Consider the following 23,740-nt stretch of genomic DNA (forward strand, 5'->3'; position numbering starts at 1 on the left):
GGCAAGTCTCATTACCCCGGCGCGCTGCCACGCTCCCCGAAAAGCAGCGTCACATTGACCCGTTGATTGAGGTAGCCCGGCCGGAAAGCCAGTGGCGCGGTGGCATGGAACAGATCTGAGTTGAAAATCACAGCGCGATTGCACCTGTAAGGGATGACTGTGCGCCGGGCTCCAGCCTCCTTCAGAAAGGCGGCAATTCGATCACCTTGGCGATTGTAGGTTTCGAAATCCCAGTCAGAGGGTGCCTCGACGTCGTAGACCACAAGCCCTCCCGAGTCGCGGTCAAGGTTTGCCTCGTCCGGCGTGATCCAGAAGTTCACGTTCACAGCGGCAAAGTCTGCATGGGGGTGTGTCGCAGGCTGGTCATGCTGGTACTTGAACCCCCACATCTGAAGCAATGGGTGATGCTTGCCGATAAGCTGGGGGAAGCAACGCCGAATCTCATCGGCAACCTGCAGCAGAAGCGGGCAATTGAAACCCTCCCTGAAGAACGCGCCGAGCCGACCATGAGCATATCGGTCGGTATGCCAGATGGTGGACTGCAAACAGAACGCCTGCACAAGCGCCAGTGCATCAGCAGACAGGAAGTCGTCGATCACGACCAGGCCCAGGGGGCTCTCCAGGTAATCGCGTTCAGCTCGCAGCAGCGCCTGGCTCATCTTCAAGGCCCCCTCTTGCAGTCGCGGAGCCTGCAACTGGTGCACATTACGCCCGTAGCTCGGGGGCAGCGCAGCGACGTTGGCCGGGGGTGTTGCCAAACTGTTGGGCTGTTCGAATGGTTGGAGAGCTGCCTCATAGCTAGCAATCTCCGCCTCAAGACGCGGACCAATCAGCTGGTGGTCTCGCAAATAGCGTAACTGCTCCAGGTCGTGGGCCAGCTTCGCCCGCGAAGCCCTCGGTACAGCGCCACGCCCTTCGCAGGCACCGGGTTGAGACAGGCTGCGCTCGTCACCACGAACTACAGAGGCATAGTGCGCAGCCCACAGGCCCGCAGCGTCAAGGTCGTGAGTACGCAATGAAGTGCTGACGAGTTGCTCCAGGATCTCTGGATCGCGCGGGTACAGTTCGCCGAGGACCTTCCACATGCCACGGGCCGAGTCGTGCTGGCCCATGTGGCCATACAGCGTGGCCAGCAAAAAGGCCAGGTTGGCCTTGGCCAGGTCGAAGGCAGGCTGCAGGCTGATCGCAGCCTTGTAGCTCGAAATTGCGTCCTCATTGCGCCCCGATTGCTGCAAGGCCCAACCCAGGTTGTTATGGCCAACAGCCCAGTCAGGACACTGCTGCACAACGGCACGAAAGCATGCCTGTGCGGCATCGAACTCGCCCTGATCGCACAGGGTACAGCCCTCCTCCAGCAGCACCGATACGGTCTGCTGCGCGCAGCCATTGCCTGCAGCTTCTGGCGTGGTGCGCAGGGCACCATATTTCGCCATCCAGACTTGCGCACTCACGCAAAGCCTCTGAACGGGTCAAGGGCAGCCTTCATCTTCATGGCGCGGCCGAAAGCGTCCTTGTCGGTACTTTCAGCTGCCTCATTCCCGTCATCGCCAATCGTGGCGCTCGCACCGCCAGTGTCATTCAATGCAGCCCAGGCTGGCTCGGTCTCAAGAGACCTTGCGCCGTAGGCTCGAATCACACCGGTTATGTTTGTGCTATCCCTTTCAGCGTGCATGGTCCGTCCTTGGAATCGAGCATCAGGTGGCTCGTGGAGCCGGGTTGCGAAACGCCAAGCATAGCCACTGTATCGCCACCATCCACTGAAAGTGCAGCTACAGGTGGAAATGCCCCGCAGCCTCGGGCTGATAGAGCACCTTCCGGATCTCGATCCGGCGGGTTCGATCAGCGATTCGCCAGTCGATGGCGTCCCCCTCCTGATAGCCGAGGATGGCGGCGCCGATGTCGGAACACACCGAATGCTTGCCGGTGCTGCTGTCCGCGTCTTCGGGGTAGACCAACGCCACTTCGATCTCCTCGTCGTCCAGCTGCAACAAGGCCCTGGAGTTCATCGTGACGACATTGCGCGCCACCTGCTGCGGCTTCACGACGATGGCTCGCTCGAGCTCATGCTCGAGTTCCACCACGGTCGGGCCTTCCTCTAGCGCGATCAGGCCCTCGAGCCTGGCCTTGTCGATTTCTGTGATGTAGATCCCGGTGGAGTCGCCCACGGCACCTTCGCGCAAGAACGTGAGGTAGCGCCCCATCGTCATGGCAAATGACTTCAATGTCGGGGTTTCGCTCTCCAGCACAAAGCCGCTGCGTACAAAGGCTTTCAGCGAGCGCGTGTTGTCCGGGTGGATCTTGGCGATGAGCTTCTTGGCCCGCATGTCGAGGAAGGCCAGTTTCATGCCTTCGCGAATCGTACGGGCGCCAAGGTTTCGGCCCCACTTGTCGCTGTCTCCGATGACCAGGACGATCTCGCAGTTGGAGCCAGTCTTGACGAGGCGGACAAAGCCGACGGGGGCGTCATGCCGGTCATAGGCCATGAAGAATCGGCCGCCCCGATTGAATAGATGGGTCAGGATCGGCAATTGAGTCCGATCGATGGCTTGTTCGATGGAGCGAGAAACATCACGCGAATCACTCAGATAGCAGGTAACACGTTCGTCTTCCAACCAGTCCATCAACGTCAGCGCATGTGCCCGGGTAATTTCAGGGCACAGCGAAATGAAAGGCCTGTTCATCTTCACCACACTTGATATGCAAAGGATGAAAGCCCTTCATGGCGATTGCCATGACGGTTCTTTCGGCAACCGGCCATCCTAAGAGATAACGCCAGAATGCCAAGCCGTTCAGGCCCGCCGAACCTGCGACATTTCGGCGCACCAGCTGGGCAAGACTGCACGCGACAACCCCGCCCATCATTCAACCCAAGGCACGATTCGTTACGCTGGCATTAACCATCCGAACATTGATTACTGTGTGCCCACCCATCCATCATGCACGGGCTATTCCACTCACAGCCTGTGGTTCAACTTTCGCTAGGGGCCCGATCATGCTGATCGATGAAGAGCTCACCCTGAAAAAGCTCGAAGTGTTTCTCGCATTCATGCGCACTGGCAACCTGTCCCGGGCAGCGGCCGAGCTGCAAACCAGCAATGTGAGCGTACACAGGGCCATCCATTCGCTGGAAAGCGCCCTGCGCTGCCCGCTGTTCAAGCATGAGGGGCGCAACCTCACGCCGCTGGAAAGCGCCTATGTGCTCGAGGAACGTACGCAAAAGCTGGTGCAGGATGTGGTCGATACGGTGCGCCTGACCCGCGAGGCCGCAGGCTTTTCCGCTGAACGATTCAAGCTGGGCTCGTTGTACTCCTTGACGGTCAAGACGGTGCCGCAGCTGATCATGGGCCTGAAGATCCGCCGTAGCGAGCTCAACATCGACCTGATCCTGGGCTCCAACTTCGACCTGCTGTACAAGCTCAAGAACATGGAGGCCGATGCGATTCTGGTTTCACTGGACGAAACCACCCATGACCCGGACTGCGAGTCGATCGAGCTGTTCAGCGACGATATCTTTCTCGCCACCCCGGTCGACTCGCCCTTCGCTTCCCACGCCGATGTCGACCTGGCCGAGCTGCGCGACTCGACCTTCATTACCCTGACCCAGGGCTTTGCCACGCACCGCGATGGCGTCAGGGTGTTCGATCAGGCGGGATTCGCGCCGAAGGTGGCGATGCAGGTGAACGATATCTTCACCTTGCTCAGCATGGTCAGCTCCGGGGTGGGCTATGCCCTGCTGCCAGGACGGATTGCCGCGGTGTATGAGAACCGGGTGAAGTTGATACCGCTGCAGGCGCGCTACAGCCTGCAGCAGCGAATCGGCGTGGTGTTTCTCAAGGCCAAGGAGCGTGATCCGAACCTGCTGGCCCTGTTGGCCGAATGCCGCCTGTATGCTGGCCGTCACGCCCAGGGTTGAGCCCCCTGCCCTGTCGGGCAAGGGGCGCAGGCTCATGCCCCGACCAGGCCGCGAACCACGAAATACAGCAGCGATGGCCCCAGCAGGCAACCCAGCCCGGTATGGAACGTGGCTGTCAGCGCGCCGTAGGGCACCAGCCGCCGATCCGTCGCCGCCAGCCCCGCCGTCACACCGCTGACCGTACCCGCCAGGCCACCGAACACCATGGCCGAGCGTGGATTGTCCAGCCCCATCCAGCGCGCCGCGAAGGGCGTGCAGACCATCACCAGAATCGCCTTGATCAGCCCCGTGGCAATCGACAGCGCAACCACCTCGGAGCTGGCCCCAATCGCGGCACCGGTCACCGGCCCCACGATATAGGTCACCGCGCCGGCGCCGATGGTCGAGATGCTCACCGCATCACGGTAGCCGAACGCCCAGGCAACGCAGGCGCCGACGATAAAGGGCAGTAGGGTGCCCAGCACCAGGGCCAGCGCCCCGACCATGCCGGCCTTGCGCGCCTCGGTGGCCTGCACCTCGAACGCGGTGGCCACGATGGCGAAGTCGCGCAGCATGGCGCCGCCCATCAGGCCGATGCCGGAAAACAGCGCCAGGTCCGCCAGACCCTTCTGCCCACCGGTCAGGGTGCCACCCACCCAGGCCAGCACCAGGCCTATCACGATGGCGATTGCCGAGCCGTGAACGCGGCCAAAGGTCAGGCGCCTGGACAGCACCACCGAGACCCACATGATGACCCCGACGAACGCGAAGGCCGTGATCAGGCCATTGTGTTCCAGGCCCTTGATGATGACGTCCAGCATATCAATGCCCCCCGTTGGTCGATGGCAGTACATCCAGCGGTTCGGCCGGCAACGGCTCGCCCTTGTGCGTGCGGCTGATCAGCGCGATGGTCGCGCCGCACAGCAGCACCGAGCCGATGGCCGCCAGCACCGCCATCGGTCCGCCGTGCAGGGCCGTGACAACGTTCTGTTGCGCCGCCATGGCCACCACCACCGGAATGTACATTGCGCCCCAGAAGCCCACACCCAGCTCGCACTCCTTGCTCAAGCCACCATGACGATGCATGTACAGGCGCACGAAGATCAGCAGCAGCATCGCGATACCGACCCCGCCGACGTTCGATTGCACGCCCATCAACGCGCCCAGCAGATCACCTGCCACAATGCCCACCAGCGTGCAGATCGCCAGTAAAGCCACACCGTAAATAATCATTGTTGTTGTCCTCCAGGGTGTACCGCCTTCAATTGTTGTTTTTGTATCGGGCAAAACAGTGCAGGTTCAGAGGTGGCGCAGGCCCTCCCGTTGCATGAGGGAAACAAGGGTATCCAGGCGGGTACCTTCAAAGCACAGGGTGGTGCCCTGGCTGAACACGCGCCGGGCAAGACCGGTGAGGACCTGCCCCGGCGGCAGTTCGATCTGCAGGCGTACACCGCGTTCGTAGGCGCCTTGCAGCGTTGCGCGCCAGTCGACGATCCGACACATGTTGAAGGCCAGTTCATCGCGAATGCTTTCGCCGCTGTACAGCGGCCTGGCCCGACTGCTGCTCAGGTAACCCAGCTGCGGCGCGCGCACGTTCACCTGTTCGAACGCTGCAGCCAGCAACCGGGCGGCGGACTCCAGCAACGGGCAATGCGACGGCACGCTCACGGCCAGGCGCTTGCCGACCACCACGCCGGCGCTGCGCGCGCGGTCGACAACATCGGCCATGGCCGCATCGCTGCCGGCGATCACCACCTGGTTATCGGCATTGATGTTGGCCAGGTACACCGGTGTCGCCGCGCTGTGCACCTGCGCCAGCAACGCTTCGACGCGCGCAGGCTCCAGGCCGATGATGGCGGTCATGCCATAGCCATAGGGCCAGGCCTGCTGCATCAACTCTGCGCGCAGGCTGACCAGCTTCAGGGCATCGGCAAAACTCAACGCACCCGCCACCACAGCCGCCGGATACGCCCCGATCGACAGCCCCGCCACATAGGCCGGTGCGGGTGCCTGTTGCAACAGCAATCGGGCACAGGCCACCCCGGCCACCAGCAGGCACAGCTGCACTGCACGGGTAGACGCCAGCGCCGCTGCCGAATCCAGCTGCATCACGTCCTCGCCGAGTACCGCCGAGGCCTCGGCGATGCTCTCGCGCACCAGCGGTTCATCGGCCAGGCCATGCAGCATCCCCGGCTTCTGCGCGCCCTGCCCCGGGAACACCAGCCAGCAGCTCATGCCCGGCGCTCCGTTATCTGCCACGGGTCAGCCGCCAGGCAGGCGCCGGTGCTGGCCTTGAGCAGTACCTGGCGCGCATCGCCGGCCCACTCGCCCAGGGCTACGGCGCCGCCGGGTGTCTGCAGTTGAACATCGATGCGGCACAGCGGAGTCCGCAGACGCTCAAGCAGTTGCCGCGCCGCCAGCCGCGACATCGGCGCGGGGGTACGCAGAATCAGGTCGAGGTCACTGTGCTGATGCAGAACCGCCACCCCGCAGGCGAGCTCATAACCCGCGCTACCGCTGACGCCCCACACCAGCCCCGTCGCGTCGAGCACCGGCCTCAGTTGCGCCAGGGCCTGCAGCGCCGGCCATTGCCGGGTGCCTGTCGGGTACGCCGCGAGCTGTTCAGGGCTCACCTGACGCTGCACGCTGCTTGCCGGTATCCAGCTCGCGTAACGCTGTTCGCGGTTGCTGCCACGCAGGCCCACGGCCACCTGGCCCGGCGCACCCTCGGCCCGCCGCACCACCACCGGTCGCCCCTGCTGCAGCACGTTCACCGCCCAGGCCGGCGCATCGGCCGGCAACCCGTCCAGGCAGGTGGTCCAGAGCAGGTCGTGAGGCAAGTACGGGTTCATGGCCGTTACCACTGGGCGCGCAACAATTCGCGCACCCGGCTCGACGCGGCGCGGTTGCTGGCACCCAGCCGGCAACTGAGGTCGGGGCCGCTGCACTGGATGTCCTTGACCGCCTCGATCAGGCATTCCACCACCCGCCCGAGATCGGCCATCGAAGGCTGCTCGGCATCGCTGACAGTCAGGGTTCGCCACAACAGCCCCAGGCTTGCGTAACTGTCGATGTCATAGGCCATCGGCGGCACGCTGGCAGCCAGGGCTTCGAGTTCCTCGACACTGCGCAGCGTGACCCGCGCCGCAGAGGCCTTGCCCATGGCATGCACCATGACCCCGTCATCGGCCAGCGCGATCAGCCGATTGGCCTGGTAGCCATGGGCCAGAAACGCCCCGGACATCGCCTTGCCTACCAGCAGCGCGATCACCGGGTGCCCGGCCAGGCGAGCACGGGCATAGCTGTCGGCGGCAACGGCCAGGGCCTGATGAATGCCTAGCGCTTCTTCGCGCCGACCATAGGCCTGGCTCGGCACATCGACAATCGCGACCAGCACCCGCTTGCAAGACTGGTCGCGGTCAGCGGCGATGGCCTGCTCCACCGCCTGGGCCAGGCCCCAGCCTTCCACCAGGCCGACTTCGCCCTGGCGTGCGCGAACAAAGCGGTTATGCGCATCGGCCACCACGGCCAGATAGCGCACCGGCCACTCCCCCAGCCGACCATCGGCGACCCTCAACGAAGGCGGTACGTCGTTGGCCTCGACGGCGTCGCGGCCCAGGGCCTGGAACCAGTGCAGGCCACGCAGTGAACAGGCAGTCATCAGCGTTCTCCTTGATACAGGTGGCGAACCGTCGCCGGGTCGATTGGCGCCGTGGTGTCCAGCGCTTTCAGGCGCTGCAGGTAATAGCCAGACTGCTGACTGCGCGGCACAGGCGGCAGGCCTTGCTGCAACAGCGCACTGACCTCGCTGCGAATCTGGCTGACCTCGTCGGCCACATAGCGGTCGGCCAACTGGCAGGCAACACGTTGTTCGCCTCCGGTCAGGCTCCAGATGAACGGCCGGTCTCGCGAGTCGTACTCCTCCACACCCGCCTCCTGCTCGATCACCAGCGGCCCGTTCAGGCCCAGGCGTGCCTCCTGGGTAACCACCAGGTAACTGCACAGGCCGGCGGCAATCGACATGCCGCCAAAGCAGCCGACACTGCCGGCAATCACGCCGATCACCGGCTGGTACTGGCGCAGGTCGACGATGGCGGCATGAATCTCGGCAATCGCCGCCAGGCCGAGGTTGGCTTCCTGCAGGCGCACGCCGCCGGTCTCCAGCAACAGCAGGGCGCGGGTGGCAATGCCTTTGCGGTTGTCGTCGGCAGCCAGCTCCAGCGCGCCGGCGATCTTGGCGCCCCCCACCTCGCCCAGGCTACCGCCCTGAAAAGCACCTTCGATGGCCGCAACCACCACCGGCAGGCCGTCGACCAGGCCCTTGGCAATCACCACCCCGTCATCGGCCTGGGGCACCACCCCCTGCTTGGCCAGCCAGGGCGACATCAGCCGTTCGAACGGGTCGATCAGCTCGCGAAAGCTGCCACTGTCGAGCAGCGCTCGAGCGCGCTGGCGAGCACTCAGCTCGACGAAGCTGCGCTTGTGCAGCAACTGGGTAGGGTCAGTCATGGTCGATCTCCTCCAGGCCCTGCTCCAGACGCAGGCGAACCACACCGGGGGTGGCGCCGAAGTCATGGATATCGATGCGCAGCGCCGGTGGCGTACGCCCTTCGAAAATTCGCGCAAACACCTGCTGCCAGCGCGTCGCGCTGCCATCGACGGATGTCTGCACGGCGATGCTCAAGGTGCCGGCAGGGCCAGGCTCTATCAGCACTTCCAGGTCCCCGGAGCCGACACAGCCCACCAACGTGCGCCCGCGGCCAGGCTGGCCGGCGGGGAATTCAAAACTCAAGGTTTCCATCAGCATGCTCCCTGAACATTCAGCTCGCCCTGCTCCAGGCGATCGATCAACAGGCACGCCGCGAGCAGATCGGCGGCGCCACCGGGCGAGGCATTGCACTGCAGCAGTTGCCGGTCCAGCGCCAGCAGACGCCGCCGCCCGGCCAGGCTTGCGCTGCCCCCGGCATCCAGCACGGCCTGGGCACCGTCCTGCATCAGTGCCAGGCCGTGCAGGCCAGCGCGGTACAGTACGCAGGTGTCCTGCAGTCGGGCCATGATCGCCAGCAAGGCATCGAGCCGGGCGTTCTGCTCGCCATGGCCTGCAGCGCGGCTGCGCTTGAGTTGCGGCAAACCGTGCAGCAGCACCGCTGGAAACCCCTGTTGCGCCTGTTCACGGGCCCCACCGGTGCCGTACCGCTGGCTGACCTGCCGGCCGTGACTGGCAACGCAAGGGGCATGGCGATCATCGAGCAAGGCCAGGCGCGCGGCACGGGTGCACACCGCCGAGGCGCCCAGTTGGCCAGGCGCCAGGGCGGCTGCAGTCACCAGCAGGCCCAGCGCCCAGATGCCGCCACGGTGGGTATTGACGCCGGCGGTGGTTGCCAGCATCGCCTGTTCGCCTTCGCGGCCCACGGCGCCGATGGCCTCACGCAGCGCCAGGCCGATCTCGCCCAGGCCCTGGGCCGCATCGGCCATGGCCTTGAAGGCCGGCCACAGCGTCAGCGCCGACGCGTGCATCAGGCCCAGGTCAAGGTCGCTGTGCGCGCCACTGCCGCGCCGGTCCACCAGGGCCGGCTTGGGTGACAGGTCCGCTTCGTCGATCAGCGCATCAACGGCAAAGTCGGCCAATTGTTCGCTGAGCGACACCGGGCGGGTGTTCAGATTGAGTGCGTGCATTACCAGCTCCTGAATTTGGCGGGCGGGGCGTACAGGCCGCCCGACCATTGCACCAGGTCGGCGACGCTCTTGGCCGCCAGCAGCTCGCGGGTGGCATCGGTGCGCCGGATGCCCAGGTCTTCGGGCCAGGCGATCAGCCCTTCGCGGCGCATGCGCTGGGTGTCCTTGGGGTCGTGTCGCTGGCCAATGGCGGTCACCCCGGCCACGGCGGCAATCATGGCCTGGCGCTCCTGCAGCGAACGCGCCTTGTACAGGTAGGCGATGCCTTCTTCGGTAAGCAGGTGGGTGACGTCGTCGCCGTAGATCATGATCGGCGCCAGCGGCATGCCGCATTTTCTGGCGACGTCGATGGCGTCCAGGGTCGGCACGAAGGTCGGCTTGCCGCCCTCCTGGTAGGTTTCGACCATCTGTACCACCAGCTTCCTGCCGCGCTCCAGCAGTGCTTGCGGGGCGCCATCCTGCTCAAGGCGCATGTCCAGCCAGGCAGGGGTGGCATGCCGCCGGCCGCGCGGGTCGTGGCCCATGTTCGGCGCACCGCCAAAGCCGGCCAGGCGGCCGCGGGTGACGGTGGAGGAATGGCCGTCGCCGTCCACTTGCAGGGTAGCGCCGATGAACAGGTCCACGGCGTACTGCCCGGCCAGCTGGCAGAGCATGCGGTTGGACCGCAGCGAGCCATCGCGCCCGGTGAAAAACACGTCCGGGCGCGCGGCGATGTACTGTTCCATGCCCAGCTCGGTACCGAAGCAGTGCACGCTTTGGACCCAGCCGCTCTCGATTGCCGGTATCAGCGTGGGGTGGGGGTTGAGGGTCCAGTTACGGCAGATCTTGCCCTTGAGGCCCAGGGATTCGCCATAGGTCGGCAGGATCAGCTCGATGGCAGCGGTGTTGAAGCCGATGCCGTGGTTCAGCGACTGCACGTTGTGCTTCTCGTAGATGCCGCGGATCGCCATCATCGCCATCAACACATGCACCGGCTTGATGTGCCGGGGGTCGCGGGTAAACAGCGGCTCGATATAGAACGGCTGGTCGGCGACCACCACGAAATCGACCCAGGAGGCCGGGATGTCCACCCGCGGCAGATCGCTCGCATCCTCTACCAGCTGGTTGACCTGGACGATGACGATGCCATCGCTGAACGCCGCCGGCTCGATCAGCGCCGGGGTGTCTTCGGTGCTCGGGCCGGTGTAGATGTTGCCCTGGCGATCGGCCATGAACCCTGCCGACAGCACCACGTTGGGGGTCAGGTCGACCACCAGCCGGGCATACAGCTCGATGTAGGTATGGATCGCGCCGATTTCCAGCAGCCCGTCTTCGAGCAACTGGCTGATGCGCAGGCTCTGGGTGCCCGCGAACGAAAAGTCGAGTTTGCGCGCAATGCCGCGCTCGAACAGGTCCAGGTGCTCGGGGCGCCCGACGCTGGGCATGATCATGTGCAGATCATGCAGCTTGGCGGGGTCGACCCTGGCCAGCGCGCGAGACAGAAAATCGGCCTGTTTCTGGTTGTTGCCTTCGAGCACCACCCGGTCGCCGGGCAACATCAGCGCCTCAAGGGCCTCGACGATCCGTTCGGTGGGCAACACCACGCCATCGGCGAACGCTTGCACGCTTTGCAGTCGCTGCTGCTTGGCAGCGCGGCGACTCGACCAGCGCGGGTCGGGGTAGATTGTTGTTGTCATGCTCACTCCACGCGTCTTCGCTGTAGTGGGCACACTGTGGAACTACACGGCCAGAGCATCAATCAAGCAGGCTGACGAATCATTACGCTCAGGTTAACGATCAGGGCATCGAAGCGTCGCCCACTACCCTGTGCGCTTGACAATGAACGCTGCAATCATCGTTCACAAAACAGGACGCTCACGTGCAAATTACGCGTCTACCGGCCCTATCGTTCCGTATCTAGACTCCCTCTCACACCACTACCCCAGAGGAGAGTCCAAATGAGCGCACCCGCCAACTTCAACAATCAGGCCCCTGTCATCGACCCGACCGATGTCGCCATGCTGTTGATCGACCATCAGAGTGGGCTGTTCCAGACAGTGCACGACATGCCCTTCACCACCTTGCGCCGCCTGGCCAGCACCTTGGCCAGGATCGCGACCTTGTCCAACATCCCCGTGATCACCACCGCCTCGGTACCGCAAGGCCCCAACGGCCCGTTGATTCCCGAAATTCATGAGAACGCCCCGCATGCCCGCTACATCGCACGCAAAGGCGAAATCAACGCCTGGGACAATCCGGAGTTTGTCGCCGCCGTGAAGGCCACCGGCAAGAAGCAGCTCATCATTGCCGGCACCATCACCAGCGTGTGCATGGCCTTTCCGTCCATTGCGGCGGTGGCTGCAGGCTATCAGGTGTTTGCCGTGATCGACGCCTCCGGTACCTACTCGAAGATGGCGCAGGAAATCACCCTTGCGCGAATGGTCCAGGCAGGTGTCGTGCCCATCGACGTGGCGGCGGTGGCTTCCGAACTGCAAAAGACATGGAACCGGCAAGACGCGGCTGAGTGGGCGCAGGCCTATACCGGCATCTTCCCCAACTATCAGCTGTTGATCGAAAGCTACGCAAAGGCACAGGAGGTGGCGAAGAACAACGAAGCGCTGGACTCCCAGCGCAGCTGATTCACCCGCCAACGGTTCCCATCGCAAGGTGGGGACTGTTGGCGGCACCCGCAATTCATGGAGCTGACACGGCGTGCTCGGCCCGAGAGTCGCCCAGCACGCCGTCGATCTCGGCCACCAGTTGCCTCACCGCCTCCTCAACCGTGCCTTCATTACGGCACAGCACCCACCCGTTATCCGCAACCGCCTGCTCGAATGCCTGCGTGGCAGCAACCTGCTCCTCGAGGCTGAACATCACGGTACTGCCCAGCCCTCGGGTTCTGGCCGCCGCCCTCGCCCACGAAATCTGCGGGCTGGTAACCACCCCGACGTGCAGGTCCGGCACACTCACCTCGCGCTCGAGGTTCAACCGCAGAATCTCGGCAAACGGCACTATCCGGCGAAACGCCGCATCCGATGGATACCAGCGGTCGATCAGGATGATGCTGTTGGGCGGCTGCCTGGTCAGCACCTGCCGGGAAATCCAGGCCCGGCTGTCGGCAAGGCGTTCGCAAACCGCCCACTCCAGCGACCGGCTGGGGTTTCTGACCAGTGCGTTGACGAGCGCCATCGTCTCGCCCCGGCCGGGGTCGCTGTTTTTCTCGGACAGCCGGACCACCTTTCTGCCGTCCGCCCGCAGTGCCTGGGTCACGGCTTCCAGCAGCGTGGTCTTGCCGGTTCCCTTGGGGCCATCCAGCGAAACGAAAAGCGGACGGTTCATTGTTGTTGCGCCTCTGGTTGTGTCCATCAGTCATGAGCCGGCATTCTTGCACACCCGCTCCCCAGCAGACACCGAGGCACCTCCGTCAATGGACCCGACACTCACCCAGGCCCTTGCGCAACTGCGCAGCGCCCTGCCCATCGGCCTACGTCACGCCCGGGCCCTGCTGCAACGCTGCGCCGGCAACCCGCAGCAGGCCGCCGAGCTGTACAAGGCCGAACTGCTGCAGGTGCTGATGGAAAAATCCGGGCTGCCACACCACCAGGCCCGCCAGTACCTGCACAGTGCGGGCTACGACCTGAGCCGCGCCTTGACCGCCCTGGACGAAGCGCGTTTCACCCTGACCCAGCGCATTCTGCGCCACCATCACCAGGATAAGCCACGCGCCCTGGACCTGATCGCCCAGGCCATCGAAACCGCCGAACAGCTGCCCCGCCAGTACTGGCTGGATTTCGAGCGCCTGGATCAACTGCCCGCGGCGCTGCGCTGCTTCATGGTGATCCACGAATGGCTGGCCTTCGAGCAATGGGAAGGCTTTGACAGTGCCCTGCACTTTCATCTGCCCCAGGCCATCGCCCAACTCAGGCACCTGCAGCTCGATGCCCTGGCGCACACACTGGAGCAGGCCGATCAGCGCCAGCAGCACCTGCGCCAGGCCCATGCCGATGAACGCCACGTCGAGCTGGCCATACGGATCCAGCAGGACCCGCTCTTCGACGCCTGCCAAACCCGCTTCAACCAGCAGCGCACGCAGCTCGACGAGCAGCTGTACGCGTGGGTGGAGCGACACATGGCGCAGTTTCCCGCCTGAGCCGTGCCCCTGCAGCGCGCAAGCCGGTAGACTGCCGCCCTCCCCGACGGACCTCGGATTCCCCCTCATGGAACTGCACTACCGCATCACCCCCGACCACCTCCAGTCCTTGATCGCCGAACCGCTGAAGCAGGAACTGCTCAAGCAGGACGCGCAACAGGCCCGCGTCCTGGCCACCTTCGCCAGGTGGCAGAGCCGCCTGATCGGCCCGCTGATGTTCGCCCTGTGCCTGATCGGCGCCTTGCTGGCGGTGTATCTCCCGGAGCGACGCATCACCCCGGAGAAAGCCATCGCTCTGCTGCTGTTCGCACTGGTGTTCATCCCGCTGTGGTGGCGCTTTTCCGGGCGCTGGCTCGGCCACCTGCAAGCGCGGATCGCCGCCAACCACGCCAAGCCCCGGGCACCGGTACGCGGGCTCAACCAGCGCCTGATCGAGGCCAGGCTTCGGGCACCCCTGAAATCGGCCCAGGACACGTACAAGCTGAGCTTCGATGATCAGGGCTTCACGCTGGACAAGGCCCGGGGCGGCAAGACGGTCCTGGCCTGGGAGCAAGTCGTACACCTGCTGGAAACGCCGGATTTCTACCACGTGGCGAGCGCAGACATGCGCGCCAAGGGCATGGCCTGCCTGATTGCCAGGCACAGCGAGCTGATGCCGGCGCAGGACTATCAGCAAGGTCTGCAGGCGTTTCTGAGCCACTGCCCGGTCACGGCTAGCGCTCCGGCCACGTCTTGCCCCTCAACCCCGAAGTAGCCCTCGGCCGGCCTGGGCGCAGGTGGTAATTCGGCCAAAGCACAGGGAAGCAATGCCATGGCAACGCGCCGGTGCTGCATGCAGCCACGGCGAACGTTTAAGGTAGGCCGCACAACAATCCAACTGCCAAGGAGACAGCCATGACCCTGTTCTGCCGGCTTAGCCTGCTGTTGCTGATCGTGGGAATGCTGCTGGGCGAGATCGTGCTCGCCAGCGTGGGGCTGGTGGGCGTGTGCGGCGCGGCGCTGTACATCAGCATCCGCGAGGACACCCCGCAGGCGCCCCCCGCCGAGCCGGAGTTTCTCGCCTAGCCGTTCAAGGCTGCAGCGGTTCGGCGCCCTTGACGAACATCTGCGCCGTGACAATGCAGCACTTCTCGGCTTTTTTCGAACTGAAGGCCTTGTGGTCGAGCGCCCATTCCAGCCAGAAGCCGTCGATCAGCGCGGTGATGGTCAACGCCGCGCTTTTGGCGTCTATCTGCGTGCCCTGTGCCTTGCCGATGGCCTTGAACACCGACTCCAGTTCCTTGCGATAGTCGGCATAGAGCTTCTTGTTCAAGGCGCGCAGCTGCTCCGACGATACCGCCGCCCCCCAGAACCCCAGCCAGGTGGTGAGGATGAACTCGTTGAAGATCTGCCCGCGAAACGAGGAGCGGATGATCGCCAGCAGACGGTCCTCGGGGGTGCCGCCCTGCACCGCCAGGTACTTGCGGGTTTCTTCGCGCAGCTGGTCGGTGAGTTCCTGGTAGGTCGACAGCATCAGCTCTTCCTTGCTGGAAAAGTGATGGCCGATCAGCCCGATGGACACCCCGGCCTGCGCGCAGATGCGCTCCAGGGTACTGCCACTGTGGCCATAGCGGGTGATGCACTGCATCGTCGCCTCGATGATGGCCTTGCGGCGCGTCTCGGGGTCGATGCGGGTTCGACGCTTCCTGGGTTGGGTTACTTCGGGCTCACTGCTCATACGTCAACAACCTGTGCACTGCGGGGCATGGCCCCGGTCTCCGGACAGCGGCTACATCTCAGTCGCCAAGCGAGGCGACAATTTAGCAACTTTTGCCCGGGCAAGTGACAGGAAATGGCGATTGCCCCGGCGTGCGTTGCGCACGCCGGGGCAATCGTCGACAGGCTCAGTTGGCGCTCAGGCCGCGCTCCAGGTCCTTGTCCAGTTCATCGATGCGCGACAGCTCCGCCGCGATGTCCTGGGTGCGGCACAGCCACCCATAGACCAGCGCCGACACCACCAGACCCACCAGCATGCTGATGTCGGCGCCATCGAGAAGCGTGGTCACGTAGCCGGTATACAGCCCGGTGCTGGAGAACGGCAGCATGGCCACGAAGCCTGCCACGTAGGCGCCGATGCCGCGCCAGTTCCAGCGCCCGTAGATCCCGTTGGGCTTGAAGATCTCGGTAATCGAGAACTTGCCGTGGCGTACCTTGTAGAAGTCCACCAGGTTGATCGCCGTCCACGGGGTGAACAGGTACAGCAGGATGGCCAGGAAGTCGCCGAAGTCCTTCACGAAGTTGTCCGATGCGGTCATCGCGATGGCGATCGCGGTCCCGCCCACCAGCAACATCGAAACGATGCGCTTGAACAAGGTGGAGGTCTGGGTCTTCACCGTGTCGGCGATACTCAGCAAGGTGATCGAGGCGCCGTAGAAGTTCTGCGCCGCGCTGGTCACCAGGCTCAGCACCGCCAGGATCAGCAGGCATTCGCCGAAGCCGCCGAACAGTGTGTTGCCCAGCATCACCAGGCCCTTGGCCAGGTTCTGCCCCGGGCTCAGTGCCGCGGCCAGGGCGCCGATCAGCATCATCCACACCCCGCCGATCATCGCGCCCATGTAGGTCCACCAGAACGACGAGCGCACGCTGACATTGGCCGGCAGGTAGCGCGAGTAGTCCGACACGTAGATCGCCCAGCTCAGCTGATACGCGGCGGCCACGAAGAACTGCGCCAGGAACGGCGTTGCCTTGAAGTCCGAGACGCTCAGCTGATCGGCTGGCAGCTTGACGAAGAAGAACAGCCCCACGGTGAACACCAGCATCACCGCGATCAGCACGAACGCCAGCAGCCGCTGCACCTTGTGGAAGGTGTTGTAGCCGGCAATCGCCATGACGATCGCCAGCAGCGAGAAGGCGATGGCCGAGCCGTTTTCGGGAACGTCGAACAGTTCGTGCAGCGTCTGGCCCACCAGCAACTGGTTGAAGGCGTTGTAGCCCACGTAGGTGGCGATGGCCACCACATACACCAGCAACGCGCCCAGGTAGCCGAACTGCGGGCGCGACTGGATCAGTTGCGGCAGGCCCATCTGCGGGCCCTGGGTGGAATGGCCGGCCATGAACAGCGTGCCGAAGGCGCAGCCCAGGAAGATCGCCACCGCCGACCAGAACAGGTTGGCGCCCATGCCGACCCCGATGATGCCCACCGCCAGGGTGGTCAGGTGCGCTTCCCCGCAGAACCAGATGGGCCACAGGTGCCACGCCTTGCCGTGGCGCTCTGCGAGCGGGACGTAATCGATGGAGCGTGTTTCAAGGTTCAGGCGTCCCTTGGACGCCGAGTGGGAGGCAGACATGGCAGTTGCACCTTTTTTTATTGGTCTGGTTGCACGGCTAAGCGGAAAACAGCGGGTTCATCAATCGCGGGCGTGGTTGATCGCCTGGGTCAACAGCGCCTCCAGTTGTGCCTGGGTGCTGTCGCGCGGGTTGGTCAGCCGCGCCGGGTCGCCCATGGCCTTGCGTGCCACGGCGCCGACATCGGCCTGGCGGACCCCGAGCTCGGCCAGCGACCTGGGAATCTCCAGGCGGTCGAGCAAGGCGCACACGGCGTTGTAGAAGGTCTCGAACTCGGCGTCCGGCAAGCCCAGGGCCTGCGCCACCGGCATCAGGCGCGGGGTGATCTGCGCCTGGTTGTAGCGCAGCACCACCGGCAGGATGACCGCGTTGGTCAACCCATGGTGGGTGTTGTAGGTGGCGCCCACCATATGGCTCAGTGCGTGCACCAGCCCCAGGCCCTTGAGAAACGCCACGCCGGCCAGGCACGAGCCGATCAGCATGTTGCCCCGCGCCTCCAGGTCGTGACCGCGTTCGACGGCGGTGTCGATCGAGCCCCACAGCAGCGTCAATGCCTGCAACGCGGCGCCATCGCTGAGCGGGTTGAAGCTGGGCACGAAGTAGGCTTCCAGGGCATGGATGATCGCATCGCACCCGGTCCATGCGGTCAGGTTGGCCGGCAGGCTCTGGGTCAGCTCCGGGTCCAGGATCACCGCCGCCGGGCGCGCCCGTGGGTGCCACACGCAGCCCTTGATGCCGCGCCCGGTGTCGGTGAGCATCGCGGTGCTCTCGGTTTCGGCGCCGGTGCCGGCGGTGGTGGGAATCGCGATCACCGGCGCAAAGTCCGCCGCACTGAAACCTGCCGGCACCGGCTTGTCGAAGTCGAAGGCCCACAGCTCGCTGCGCTGCTGACGGGCGACCAGGGCCACCGCCTTGCCGCCGTCCAGGCCACTGCCGCCCCCCAGCGCGATGATGCCGTCGGCGCCCCAGACCCGATAGGCTGCGGCACCGGCCAGTACCGACTGGTCGGTGGGGTTGGGCTCGATGCCGCCGTACAGGCCGCAGGCAAGCCCCGCCTCGGTCAGGCTGCGCTGCAGTTCATCCACGAAGGGCAGGCGCAGCGAGCCCTGATCGGTGATGATGATCGGTCGGCTGATGTTGAAGTCCCGGCACAGCCTGGCCAGGTGATGACGCGCACCCGGGCCGTACTCGATGGGCAGTGGCACGGTCCATTGTTGCGGGTTCAAGGCTGAAAGCGTGTTTTGCATGGGGTTGACCTCAACGGCAGCGCAGGATGGTGGATTTCAATTCGGTGTACTTGCCCAGCGCATGGGCCGAATTGTCCCGGCCATTGCCGGACTCCTTGAACCCGCCAAACGGGAAGTTCATATCCACCAGTTCGTCATAGCAGTTGACCCACACCGTGCCGGCCCTGAGCTGGCGGGTGGCGCGGTGAATGGTCCCAAGGTCGGATGACCACACCGCCGCCGCCAGGCCGAACTCGGTCTGGTTGGCGATGGCGATGGCCTCATCGAGGGTGTCGAAGGGAATCACCACCAGCACCGGGCCGAAGATTTCCTCGTTGGCGATACGCGCGGTTGCGTCCGGGGCAAGGAAGATCGTCGGCTCCAGGTAGGCGCCTGCCCCCACCGGCGAGAGCGCCTGGCCGCCCTTGAGCAACTGCGCCTCGTGCCGGCCTGTTTCGATGTAGCGCTGGACGCGCTCGAACTGCACCGCGTCGATGATCGCACCCGTGACGCTGGCCGGGTCCAGGGGGTGCCCCGGGTAGTAGCTGTCGGTGGCCACGAGCAGTTCGCGCAGCAGCGGCTCGATCACCGAGCGCTGCACCAGCAGACGCGACCCGGCGCTGCACACCTGGCCCATGTTGGCGAAGATCGCCGCCGCTGCCGACTGCGCGGCCTGGCTGAGATCCGCGCAGTCGGCCATGACGATGTTGGCCGACTTGCCGCCCAGCTCCAGCCATACACGCTTGAGATTGGAGGCGGCGGCGTTCTGCGCGATCTGCCGCCCCACCGCGCCGGAGCCGGTGAAGGCGATACAGTCGACGTCGCCATGCAGGCTCAGCTCGCGCCCCACCGCGCCATCACCGGGGAGCACGTTGAATACCCCCGCCGGAATACCCGCTTCCATCGCCAGGGCGGCGATGCGCAAGGCGCTCAACGGGGTTTTCTCCGACGGCTTGAGCAGCACGCTGTTGCCGGCTGCCAGGGCCGGGGCGAACTTCCAGGCGGCCATCAGCAGCGGGTAGTTCCAGGGCACCACCGCCGCCACCACGCCCAGCGGCTGCTGGGTCACGGTGCCGAAGAATTGCGGGTCGGTGGCCGGCACCTCGCCGTGCACCTTGTCGATCAGTTCGGCAAACCAGCGCAGGCAGTAGATCGTGCCCGGCAGGTCGGCACCAATGGTATCGGCAATCGGCTTGCCGCTGTCCAGGGTCTCCAGCAGCGCCAGCTCGTCAGTATGCGCCTCGAGCAGTGCGGCCCACCTCAGCAGCACCGCCTTGCGCTCGCGGGCCGCCAGCTCGCTCCACACGCCGGCCTCGAAGCTGCGCCGCGCAGCAGCCACGGCCAGGTCCACATCGGCCTTCGCGCACTGGGCCACCGCCGCGAGCACGGCGTCGTCAACCGGGCTGCGGGTGCAGAAGGTCGCCCCGTCTTGCGCGTCCACATAGCGCCCGTCGATGAATGCCCTGCCCTCCAGCGGCAACGTTGCTGCCTTGTCGAGCCAATAGGCCCTGTCTTTGAGTCGTGTCACTGCAATACCCCGTCTTGTTCTTGTCAGGCTGGGGCAATCCTAGGCGATACTGAAAATATCTTCAATAACGATCAAGGCCGTTACTGAATTTATTTTCAATAAAAAATGCCCGCATGAGCGGGCATTGTTCCAGGCGATACATGGGCAGCAGCGTGCAGTCAGTCCGTCCAGTTCAGCGAGGGCGCCCCCCGCCGGCGCATCACCCAGGCAATCAGCAGGCCGCCGAGCATCCAGGCGGCGCCCAGCACCTTGGCGTGCACGTTGGTGCTCCACAGCGCATAGCTCAACAGCAGCACGCCCAGCACCGGGGACACCCCATGGCTGAACAGCTGCGCCTGGCCGATCTTCCTGAAGTAGATCATCACCGACACGTGCAACAGGATGTAGGCGGTCAGCGCGCCGAACGTGACCAGGGTCACCATCACATCCAGGTAGCCGGCCCCGGCGAACGCCACCACGAACGAAACCAGCGCAACCGTGACGATGGCGTTGGCAGGCACGTTGGTGCGGGCACTGATGCGGCTCAGGTACGCGGGCAGGCGCTTGTCCCGCGACATGCTGAACAGCACCCGCGCCGTGGTCGCCTGGGACACCAGGGTGTTGGCCATCAGCGCGATGATGCCGCTGGTCAGGGTGATCACCGGCAGAAACCAGGCCCCGACGATCTCGGCACTGAGGGTATAGAACGCGGTGTCTGCAGCGGCGCCCTGGTACACCGTGCCCAGCGGCACGAACACTGCCGCCAGGTACACCTGCCCCACGAACAGCACCGTAACCAGCACCAGCAGCATCATCGTGGCCCTGGAGACCGTCTCCCCGCCCCCCTTGGCCTCTTCGTTCAGGGTCGACACCGCGTCGAATCCGATGTAGCTGAGGGCTGCAATCGGTACGGCGGCGAACACCATGGCCATGGAGAAGTCGGAGCGGTTGTAGAATGGCGCGATGAAGTGCTCCAGGGTCGGCTTGAGTTCGATGATGCGAGAGGTGGCGAAGGCGGCGAACAGAAACAGCACCACCAGCTGGATCAGCAGCAGCACCTTGCTCAACCTGGCATTCATCTCGATGCCCATCAGGTTGACCGCCGTGGGCACCGCAACGAAGGTGACCAGCCACACCGTGGTCGGCACCTGCGGGAACTGCGCCGACAGCGCCGCCGCCCCCAGCACCGCCAGCAGTGCCGGCAGCAGCAGGTAATCGAGCAGAATCGCCCAGCCGGCCACGAAGCCCAGGCTGCTGTTGGTGCCGTGGGTGACATAGGAATAGACCGAGCCGGCCAGGGGGATCTTCCTGGCCATCTGGCTGTAGCTGATGGCGCTGAAGATCATCGCGACGGCGGCCACCAGGTACACCAGCGCCACCATGCCGGCGGAGGTGTTGTAGATAAGCCCGAACACGCTGACCGGGGCGATGGGCACGAAATACAGCAGGCCGTAGGCGAGCACATCGGAAAAGCTCAGTACCCGTTTGAGCCCTGCCTGCTCCGGGTCTTGTGTACTGGGGGTATCTGACGCATTGGCAATCGACATGGGCAATCTCCGAAGCAATAGATCGTCGAGGCGCAACCCCCTGCTTCGCCAGGGGCCTGGGTCGACTTGTTTTTTATAGTTTTATCCATGACTTCAAGGGTCGGTACAGCGCGCGCGGGGCTGCGTGCGCTGTACCGGGGCTGCTTCCTGCAAGGGGCAAGTATCAAAGTGGGCCACCAGGCGAACAAGCGACCATTGCGCATGCAATCAGTCGTCGGCGGAATGATCCCCAGCGGTGCCGCCCTGGCTGTGCATCGACCCGACGGCATTCAGGTGCGCGGGGTCGCCTTGGCAATGAAGGCGCGCAGGTGCCTGAAGAAGGGTTCGGGGTTTTCGATATGCGGCATGTGGGAGGCCTCGGGTATGCAGCAGAACTCGGCGCCCCTGACCATCGCCGCGAAGGCCCGGCCCGATTCGGGGGTGCCTTCGTCGTGGGCCCCGCACATGAACAGCGTGGGCACCTCGATCGACCCCAGCTTCGGGGTCAGGTCCAGGTCCGCCAGTGTGCCGGTGCCGAAGAACTCGGTGGGGCCCCACATGTAGCCGTACAGTTCGGTCGCGCAATTGTCCATCGTGTCGACCACGATCTGCGGCCAGGGCTGCACGCGGCACAGGTGACGCACATAGAACGCGTTGACCGCCTCCAGGTACTCGGGGCTGGTGAAGTCGCGCTGCGCCTCGCACCGGCGCATCACCGCCTGCAGGTGGTCGGGCAACTGCGCCTTCAATCGCTCGCAGTCCGCCATCCAGCGCTTGGCATCGACCAACGGCCCCGACAGCGCCAGCGAGCACAGCCCGGCCGGCTGCCGGGCCGCATAGTTGATGGCGATGCTGCAGCCCCACGAGCTGGCAAACAGATGCACCTGGCCCAGGCCCAGGTGCTCGCGAACGGCATCTATCTCGTCGGTAAAACGCTCCAGCGTCCAGTTGCGTGTGTCGCCCACCCGCTGCGAGCGTCCGCAATCGAGCTGGTCGTACAGCACCACGCTGCGGTCAGGCACCAGTTCCAGCAGCGGCAGCAGGTAGTCATGGGAGTTGCCGGGGCCGCCATGCAGCACGATCAGCGGCACGGCACCGCTGTTGGCCGAGCGGTTGAGCCGGTACCAGACCTTCCCACCCGGCACATCGATATGGCCGCTTTCATCTGGCACAGCAGCGTAGTCACTCACGAGCACCTCCAACCTTGTGATTGTTATTCTGTTGGCGCACGCCCCCGAACCCGCAAGCCCGGTACTGACGCGGGAACAGGCGGTCGTCGCCCTGCTCGAGTCTTGGGGCACGAAGGGGCTGGCACAAGCGAAAAAAAATGGGCTGGTCCTGAATTATTTTCCTGACCTGCCGTGGCGCTGCGGCACGCTCAGGGCGGCGGCGCGAACAGCACGGGCCGCGCTGCATCGGCGCCCAGTACACAGGCCACGTCATGCGCGCAACCTGGCACGATGACCATGCGCCTGGGCGTGCGCGGCTTGAGCACGGCCTGTTCATAGGCGGCATACGCCAGCCCTCGCTGCAATCGGAAAGGCCCCTGCAACATGGCCGCGCAGGATTTGTCGAGAATCGGGTAGAACGTACCCTTGTCGGCACTGCTGTCGAGGGCACCTTCCAGGTAATCGACCTGGGCCGCCGCATAGTGTGCGCGGGCCTGCGCGCCGGTACGCGGCAGATAGCCAGGCAGCGACTGGGTGCCGTACTTCCAGTGGTCATAGGCACAGGCCGGGGACGTCGCCGGCACGTCGAAGCGCCAGGTGCAGCCCCCCGTACCACAGGCCTCCCACGGCACCGTTCGCTCGCCCCGCAGGGGCACGGGGCGAACCGGGTCGAAGTACAGCCAGCTGCCCGGGTCGGCGATCACATAGCGCAGCGCCACACCCGCCGGCGGGTCGGCGGCAAAACCGATGCTGTGCTGGAGCATCTGCGCACCGGCCGAAAACCCCACCAGGGTCACACTGCGCAGGCTCGGCCACTGCCGGGCCAGTTCGCCCAGCAAGGCGTCCAGTGCCGCAAAGGCGCCAAGCGGATGGCCGCCCAGCGAGGGAGCCCCCGCCAGCCAGCCGGCACAGCTCCACAGCGCGTCGCCCGGTTGAGCGCCGGGCGTGTCCGGCATGCTGCAACGCCCGGCCTGCGCCGGCGCCACCTGATACAGCGGCGCCACCACCAGGGTACGCGGCAACCGGCCCGCAGCACGTGCCGCCTGCAAGCCGGCCTCGAAGCTGCGCCCGACATCGCGCGGATGCCCGTGCAGTATCAGCAGTGCCGTCTGCGGGCCGTGGGGGTCGCCGGGCCTTGGCGCGCGCGATGCGTAGTAATGCATCTGGCCTGCACCTGCCGGCAACGCGAAGCTGTGCAGGCACTGCGGGCCGGCCTGGCGCCCGCAGTGGCCGCGCTCGGCGGCGAGCGCGCCACTGGCCGTCAGCCACAGCACTGTCAACCACATAACGC

The 23,740-nt window shown here is 65.0% G+C and carries 23 protein-coding genes and 1 pseudogene; 5 read left to right on the plus strand and 19 right to left on the minus strand.

The genetic code is table 11. The annotated features are described in order from the left end of the window. Positions 1-11 precede the first annotated feature (11 nt). Together V9K84_RS08595 and V9K84_RS08600 are read right to left on the minus strand one after the other, a co-directional pair. Positions 12-1,451, minus strand: a complete 1,440-nt coding sequence (locus V9K84_RS08595) for a tetratricopeptide repeat protein (protein ID WP_088515028.1) — start codon at positions 1,449-1,451, stop codon at positions 12-14. 318 nt (positions 1,452-1,769) lie between these two features. Next, positions 1,770-2,733, minus strand: a pseudogene (locus V9K84_RS08600) (GNAT family N-acetyltransferase). A gap of 259 nt (positions 2,734-2,992) precedes the next feature. Between V9K84_RS08600 and V9K84_RS08605 the strand changes: the two are divergent. Continuing rightward, entirely contained in the window at positions 2,993-3,913 is a 921-nt protein-coding gene (locus tag V9K84_RS08605) for a LysR substrate-binding domain-containing protein (protein WP_043861259.1), read from the plus strand. 32 nt (positions 3,914-3,945) lie between these two features. Here the strand turns inward: V9K84_RS08605 and madM are convergent, their stop codons facing one another. The 9 genes from madM to mdcA all read right to left on the minus strand — a co-directional run bounded on the left by madM (position 3,946) and on the right by mdcA (position 11,244). Beyond that, positions 3,946-4,713, minus strand: a complete 768-nt coding sequence (madM, locus tag V9K84_RS08610; protein ID WP_088515030.1) for a malonate transporter subunit MadM — start codon at positions 4,711-4,713, stop codon at positions 3,946-3,948. 1 nt (position 4,714) lies between these two features. Further along, complete coding sequence (gene madL, locus V9K84_RS08615) at positions 4,715-5,125, minus strand: malonate transporter subunit MadL (RefSeq protein ID WP_088515031.1); 411 nt, start codon at positions 5,123-5,125, stop codon at positions 4,715-4,717. Positions 5,126-5,191: 66 nt separating this feature from the next. Further along, entirely contained in the window at positions 5,192-6,127 is a 936-nt protein-coding gene (mdcH, locus tag V9K84_RS08620) for a malonate decarboxylase subunit epsilon (RefSeq protein WP_088515032.1), read from the minus strand. Then, entirely contained in the window at positions 6,124-6,744 is a 621-nt protein-coding gene (locus tag V9K84_RS08625) for a malonate decarboxylase holo-ACP synthase (protein ID WP_088515033.1), read from the minus strand. The genes mdcH and V9K84_RS08625 overlap by 4 nt, the downstream gene beginning before the upstream one ends. Positions 6,745-6,749: 5 nt before the next feature. Then, on the minus strand, positions 6,750-7,553 hold the full coding sequence (mdcE, locus tag V9K84_RS08630; protein WP_088515034.1) for a biotin-independent malonate decarboxylase subunit gamma: 804 nt from the start codon (positions 7,551-7,553) through the stop codon (positions 6,750-6,752). Continuing rightward, positions 7,553-8,401, minus strand: a complete 849-nt coding sequence (locus V9K84_RS08635; RefSeq protein WP_043861253.1) for a biotin-independent malonate decarboxylase subunit beta — start codon at positions 8,399-8,401, stop codon at positions 7,553-7,555. Before V9K84_RS08635 ends, mdcE begins: the two co-directional genes overlap by 1 nt. Beyond that, positions 8,394-8,693, minus strand: coding sequence for a malonate decarboxylase subunit delta (locus V9K84_RS08640; RefSeq protein ID WP_088515130.1), 300 nt, complete (start codon positions 8,691-8,693; stop codon positions 8,394-8,396). The genes V9K84_RS08635 and V9K84_RS08640 overlap by 8 nt, the downstream gene beginning before the upstream one ends. Next, positions 8,693-9,568, minus strand: a complete 876-nt coding sequence (locus tag V9K84_RS08645) for a triphosphoribosyl-dephospho-CoA synthase (RefSeq protein ID WP_043861252.1) — start codon at positions 9,566-9,568, stop codon at positions 8,693-8,695. Before V9K84_RS08645 ends, V9K84_RS08640 begins: the two co-directional genes overlap by 1 nt. Further along, complete coding sequence (gene mdcA / locus V9K84_RS08650; RefSeq protein WP_043861251.1) at positions 9,568-11,244, minus strand: malonate decarboxylase subunit alpha; 1,677 nt, start codon at positions 11,242-11,244, stop codon at positions 9,568-9,570. Before mdcA ends, V9K84_RS08645 begins: the two co-directional genes overlap by 1 nt. A gap of 261 nt (positions 11,245-11,505) precedes the next feature. Between mdcA and V9K84_RS08655 the strand changes: the two genes are divergently transcribed. Then, complete coding sequence (locus V9K84_RS08655) at positions 11,506-12,186, plus strand: hydrolase (RefSeq protein WP_043861250.1); 681 nt, start codon at positions 11,506-11,508, stop codon at positions 12,184-12,186. Positions 12,187-12,241: 55 nt separating this feature from the next. Here the strand turns inward: V9K84_RS08655 and V9K84_RS08660 are convergent, their stop codons facing one another. Beyond that, on the minus strand, positions 12,242-12,886 hold the full coding sequence (locus V9K84_RS08660) for a dTMP kinase (RefSeq protein WP_043861249.1): 645 nt from the start codon (positions 12,884-12,886) through the stop codon (positions 12,242-12,244). 88 nt (positions 12,887-12,974) lie between these two features. Between V9K84_RS08660 and V9K84_RS08665 the strand changes: the two genes are divergently transcribed. From V9K84_RS08665 to V9K84_RS08675, 3 genes are all read left to right on the plus strand, one after another. Continuing rightward, positions 12,975-13,697, plus strand: a complete 723-nt coding sequence (locus V9K84_RS08665; protein ID WP_088515035.1) for a DUF4375 domain-containing protein — start codon at positions 12,975-12,977, stop codon at positions 13,695-13,697. Positions 13,698-13,764: 67 nt separating this feature from the next. Continuing rightward, positions 13,765-14,451, plus strand: a complete 687-nt coding sequence (locus V9K84_RS08670; protein ID WP_088515036.1) for a hypothetical protein — start codon at positions 13,765-13,767, stop codon at positions 14,449-14,451. Between the two features lie 140 nt (positions 14,452-14,591). Beyond that, positions 14,592-14,762: a hypothetical protein gene (locus V9K84_RS08675; RefSeq protein ID WP_167400189.1), complete on the plus strand. Its 171-nt coding sequence runs from the start codon at positions 14,592-14,594 to the stop codon at positions 14,760-14,762. Between the two features lie 4 nt (positions 14,763-14,766). On the opposite strand, the gene betI is transcribed toward V9K84_RS08675, so the two are convergent. The 7 genes from betI to V9K84_RS08710 all read right to left on the minus strand — a co-directional run bounded on the left by betI (position 14,767) and on the right by V9K84_RS08710 (position 23,735). Continuing rightward, complete coding sequence (gene betI / locus V9K84_RS08680; protein ID WP_052504246.1) at positions 14,767-15,414, minus strand: transcriptional regulator BetI; 648 nt, start codon at positions 15,412-15,414, stop codon at positions 14,767-14,769. 166 nt (positions 15,415-15,580) lie between these two features. After that, complete coding sequence (locus tag V9K84_RS08685; RefSeq protein ID WP_043861246.1) at positions 15,581-17,023, minus strand: cytosine permease; 1,443 nt, start codon at positions 17,021-17,023, stop codon at positions 15,581-15,583. Positions 17,024-17,083: 60 nt separating this feature from the next. Beyond that, positions 17,084-18,268 (minus strand): iron-containing alcohol dehydrogenase, encoded by a 1,185-nt coding sequence (locus V9K84_RS08690; RefSeq protein ID WP_088515037.1) that lies wholly within the window; start codon positions 18,266-18,268, stop codon positions 17,084-17,086. Positions 18,269-18,278: 10 nt separating this feature from the next. Further along, on the minus strand, positions 18,279-19,775 hold the full coding sequence (locus V9K84_RS08695) for an aldehyde dehydrogenase family protein (RefSeq protein ID WP_088515038.1): 1,497 nt from the start codon (positions 19,773-19,775) through the stop codon (positions 18,279-18,281). Positions 19,776-19,933: 158 nt separating this feature from the next. Beyond that, positions 19,934-21,301 carry an APC family permease gene (locus V9K84_RS08700; RefSeq protein WP_054914490.1) on the minus strand — a complete coding sequence of 456 codons (1,368 nt, stop codon included), beginning with the start codon at positions 21,299-21,301 and terminating at the stop codon, positions 19,934-19,936. Positions 21,302-21,570: 269 nt separating this feature from the next. After that, positions 21,571-22,470, minus strand: a complete 900-nt coding sequence (locus tag V9K84_RS08705) for a proline iminopeptidase-family hydrolase (protein ID WP_168186848.1) — start codon at positions 22,468-22,470, stop codon at positions 21,571-21,573. 188 nt (positions 22,471-22,658) lie between these two features. Next, a complete protein-coding gene (locus V9K84_RS08710; protein WP_218195173.1) occupies positions 22,659-23,735 on the minus strand; it encodes a hypothetical protein in 1,077 nt (358 codons plus the stop codon). Positions 23,736-23,740: the final 5 nt, after the last annotated feature.

The sequence above is a fragment of the Pseudomonas sp. AE27 genome (genome assembly GCF_037113495.1).
Classification (GTDB): domain Bacteria; phylum Pseudomonadota; class Gammaproteobacteria; order Pseudomonadales; family Pseudomonadaceae; genus Aquipseudomonas; species Aquipseudomonas palmensis.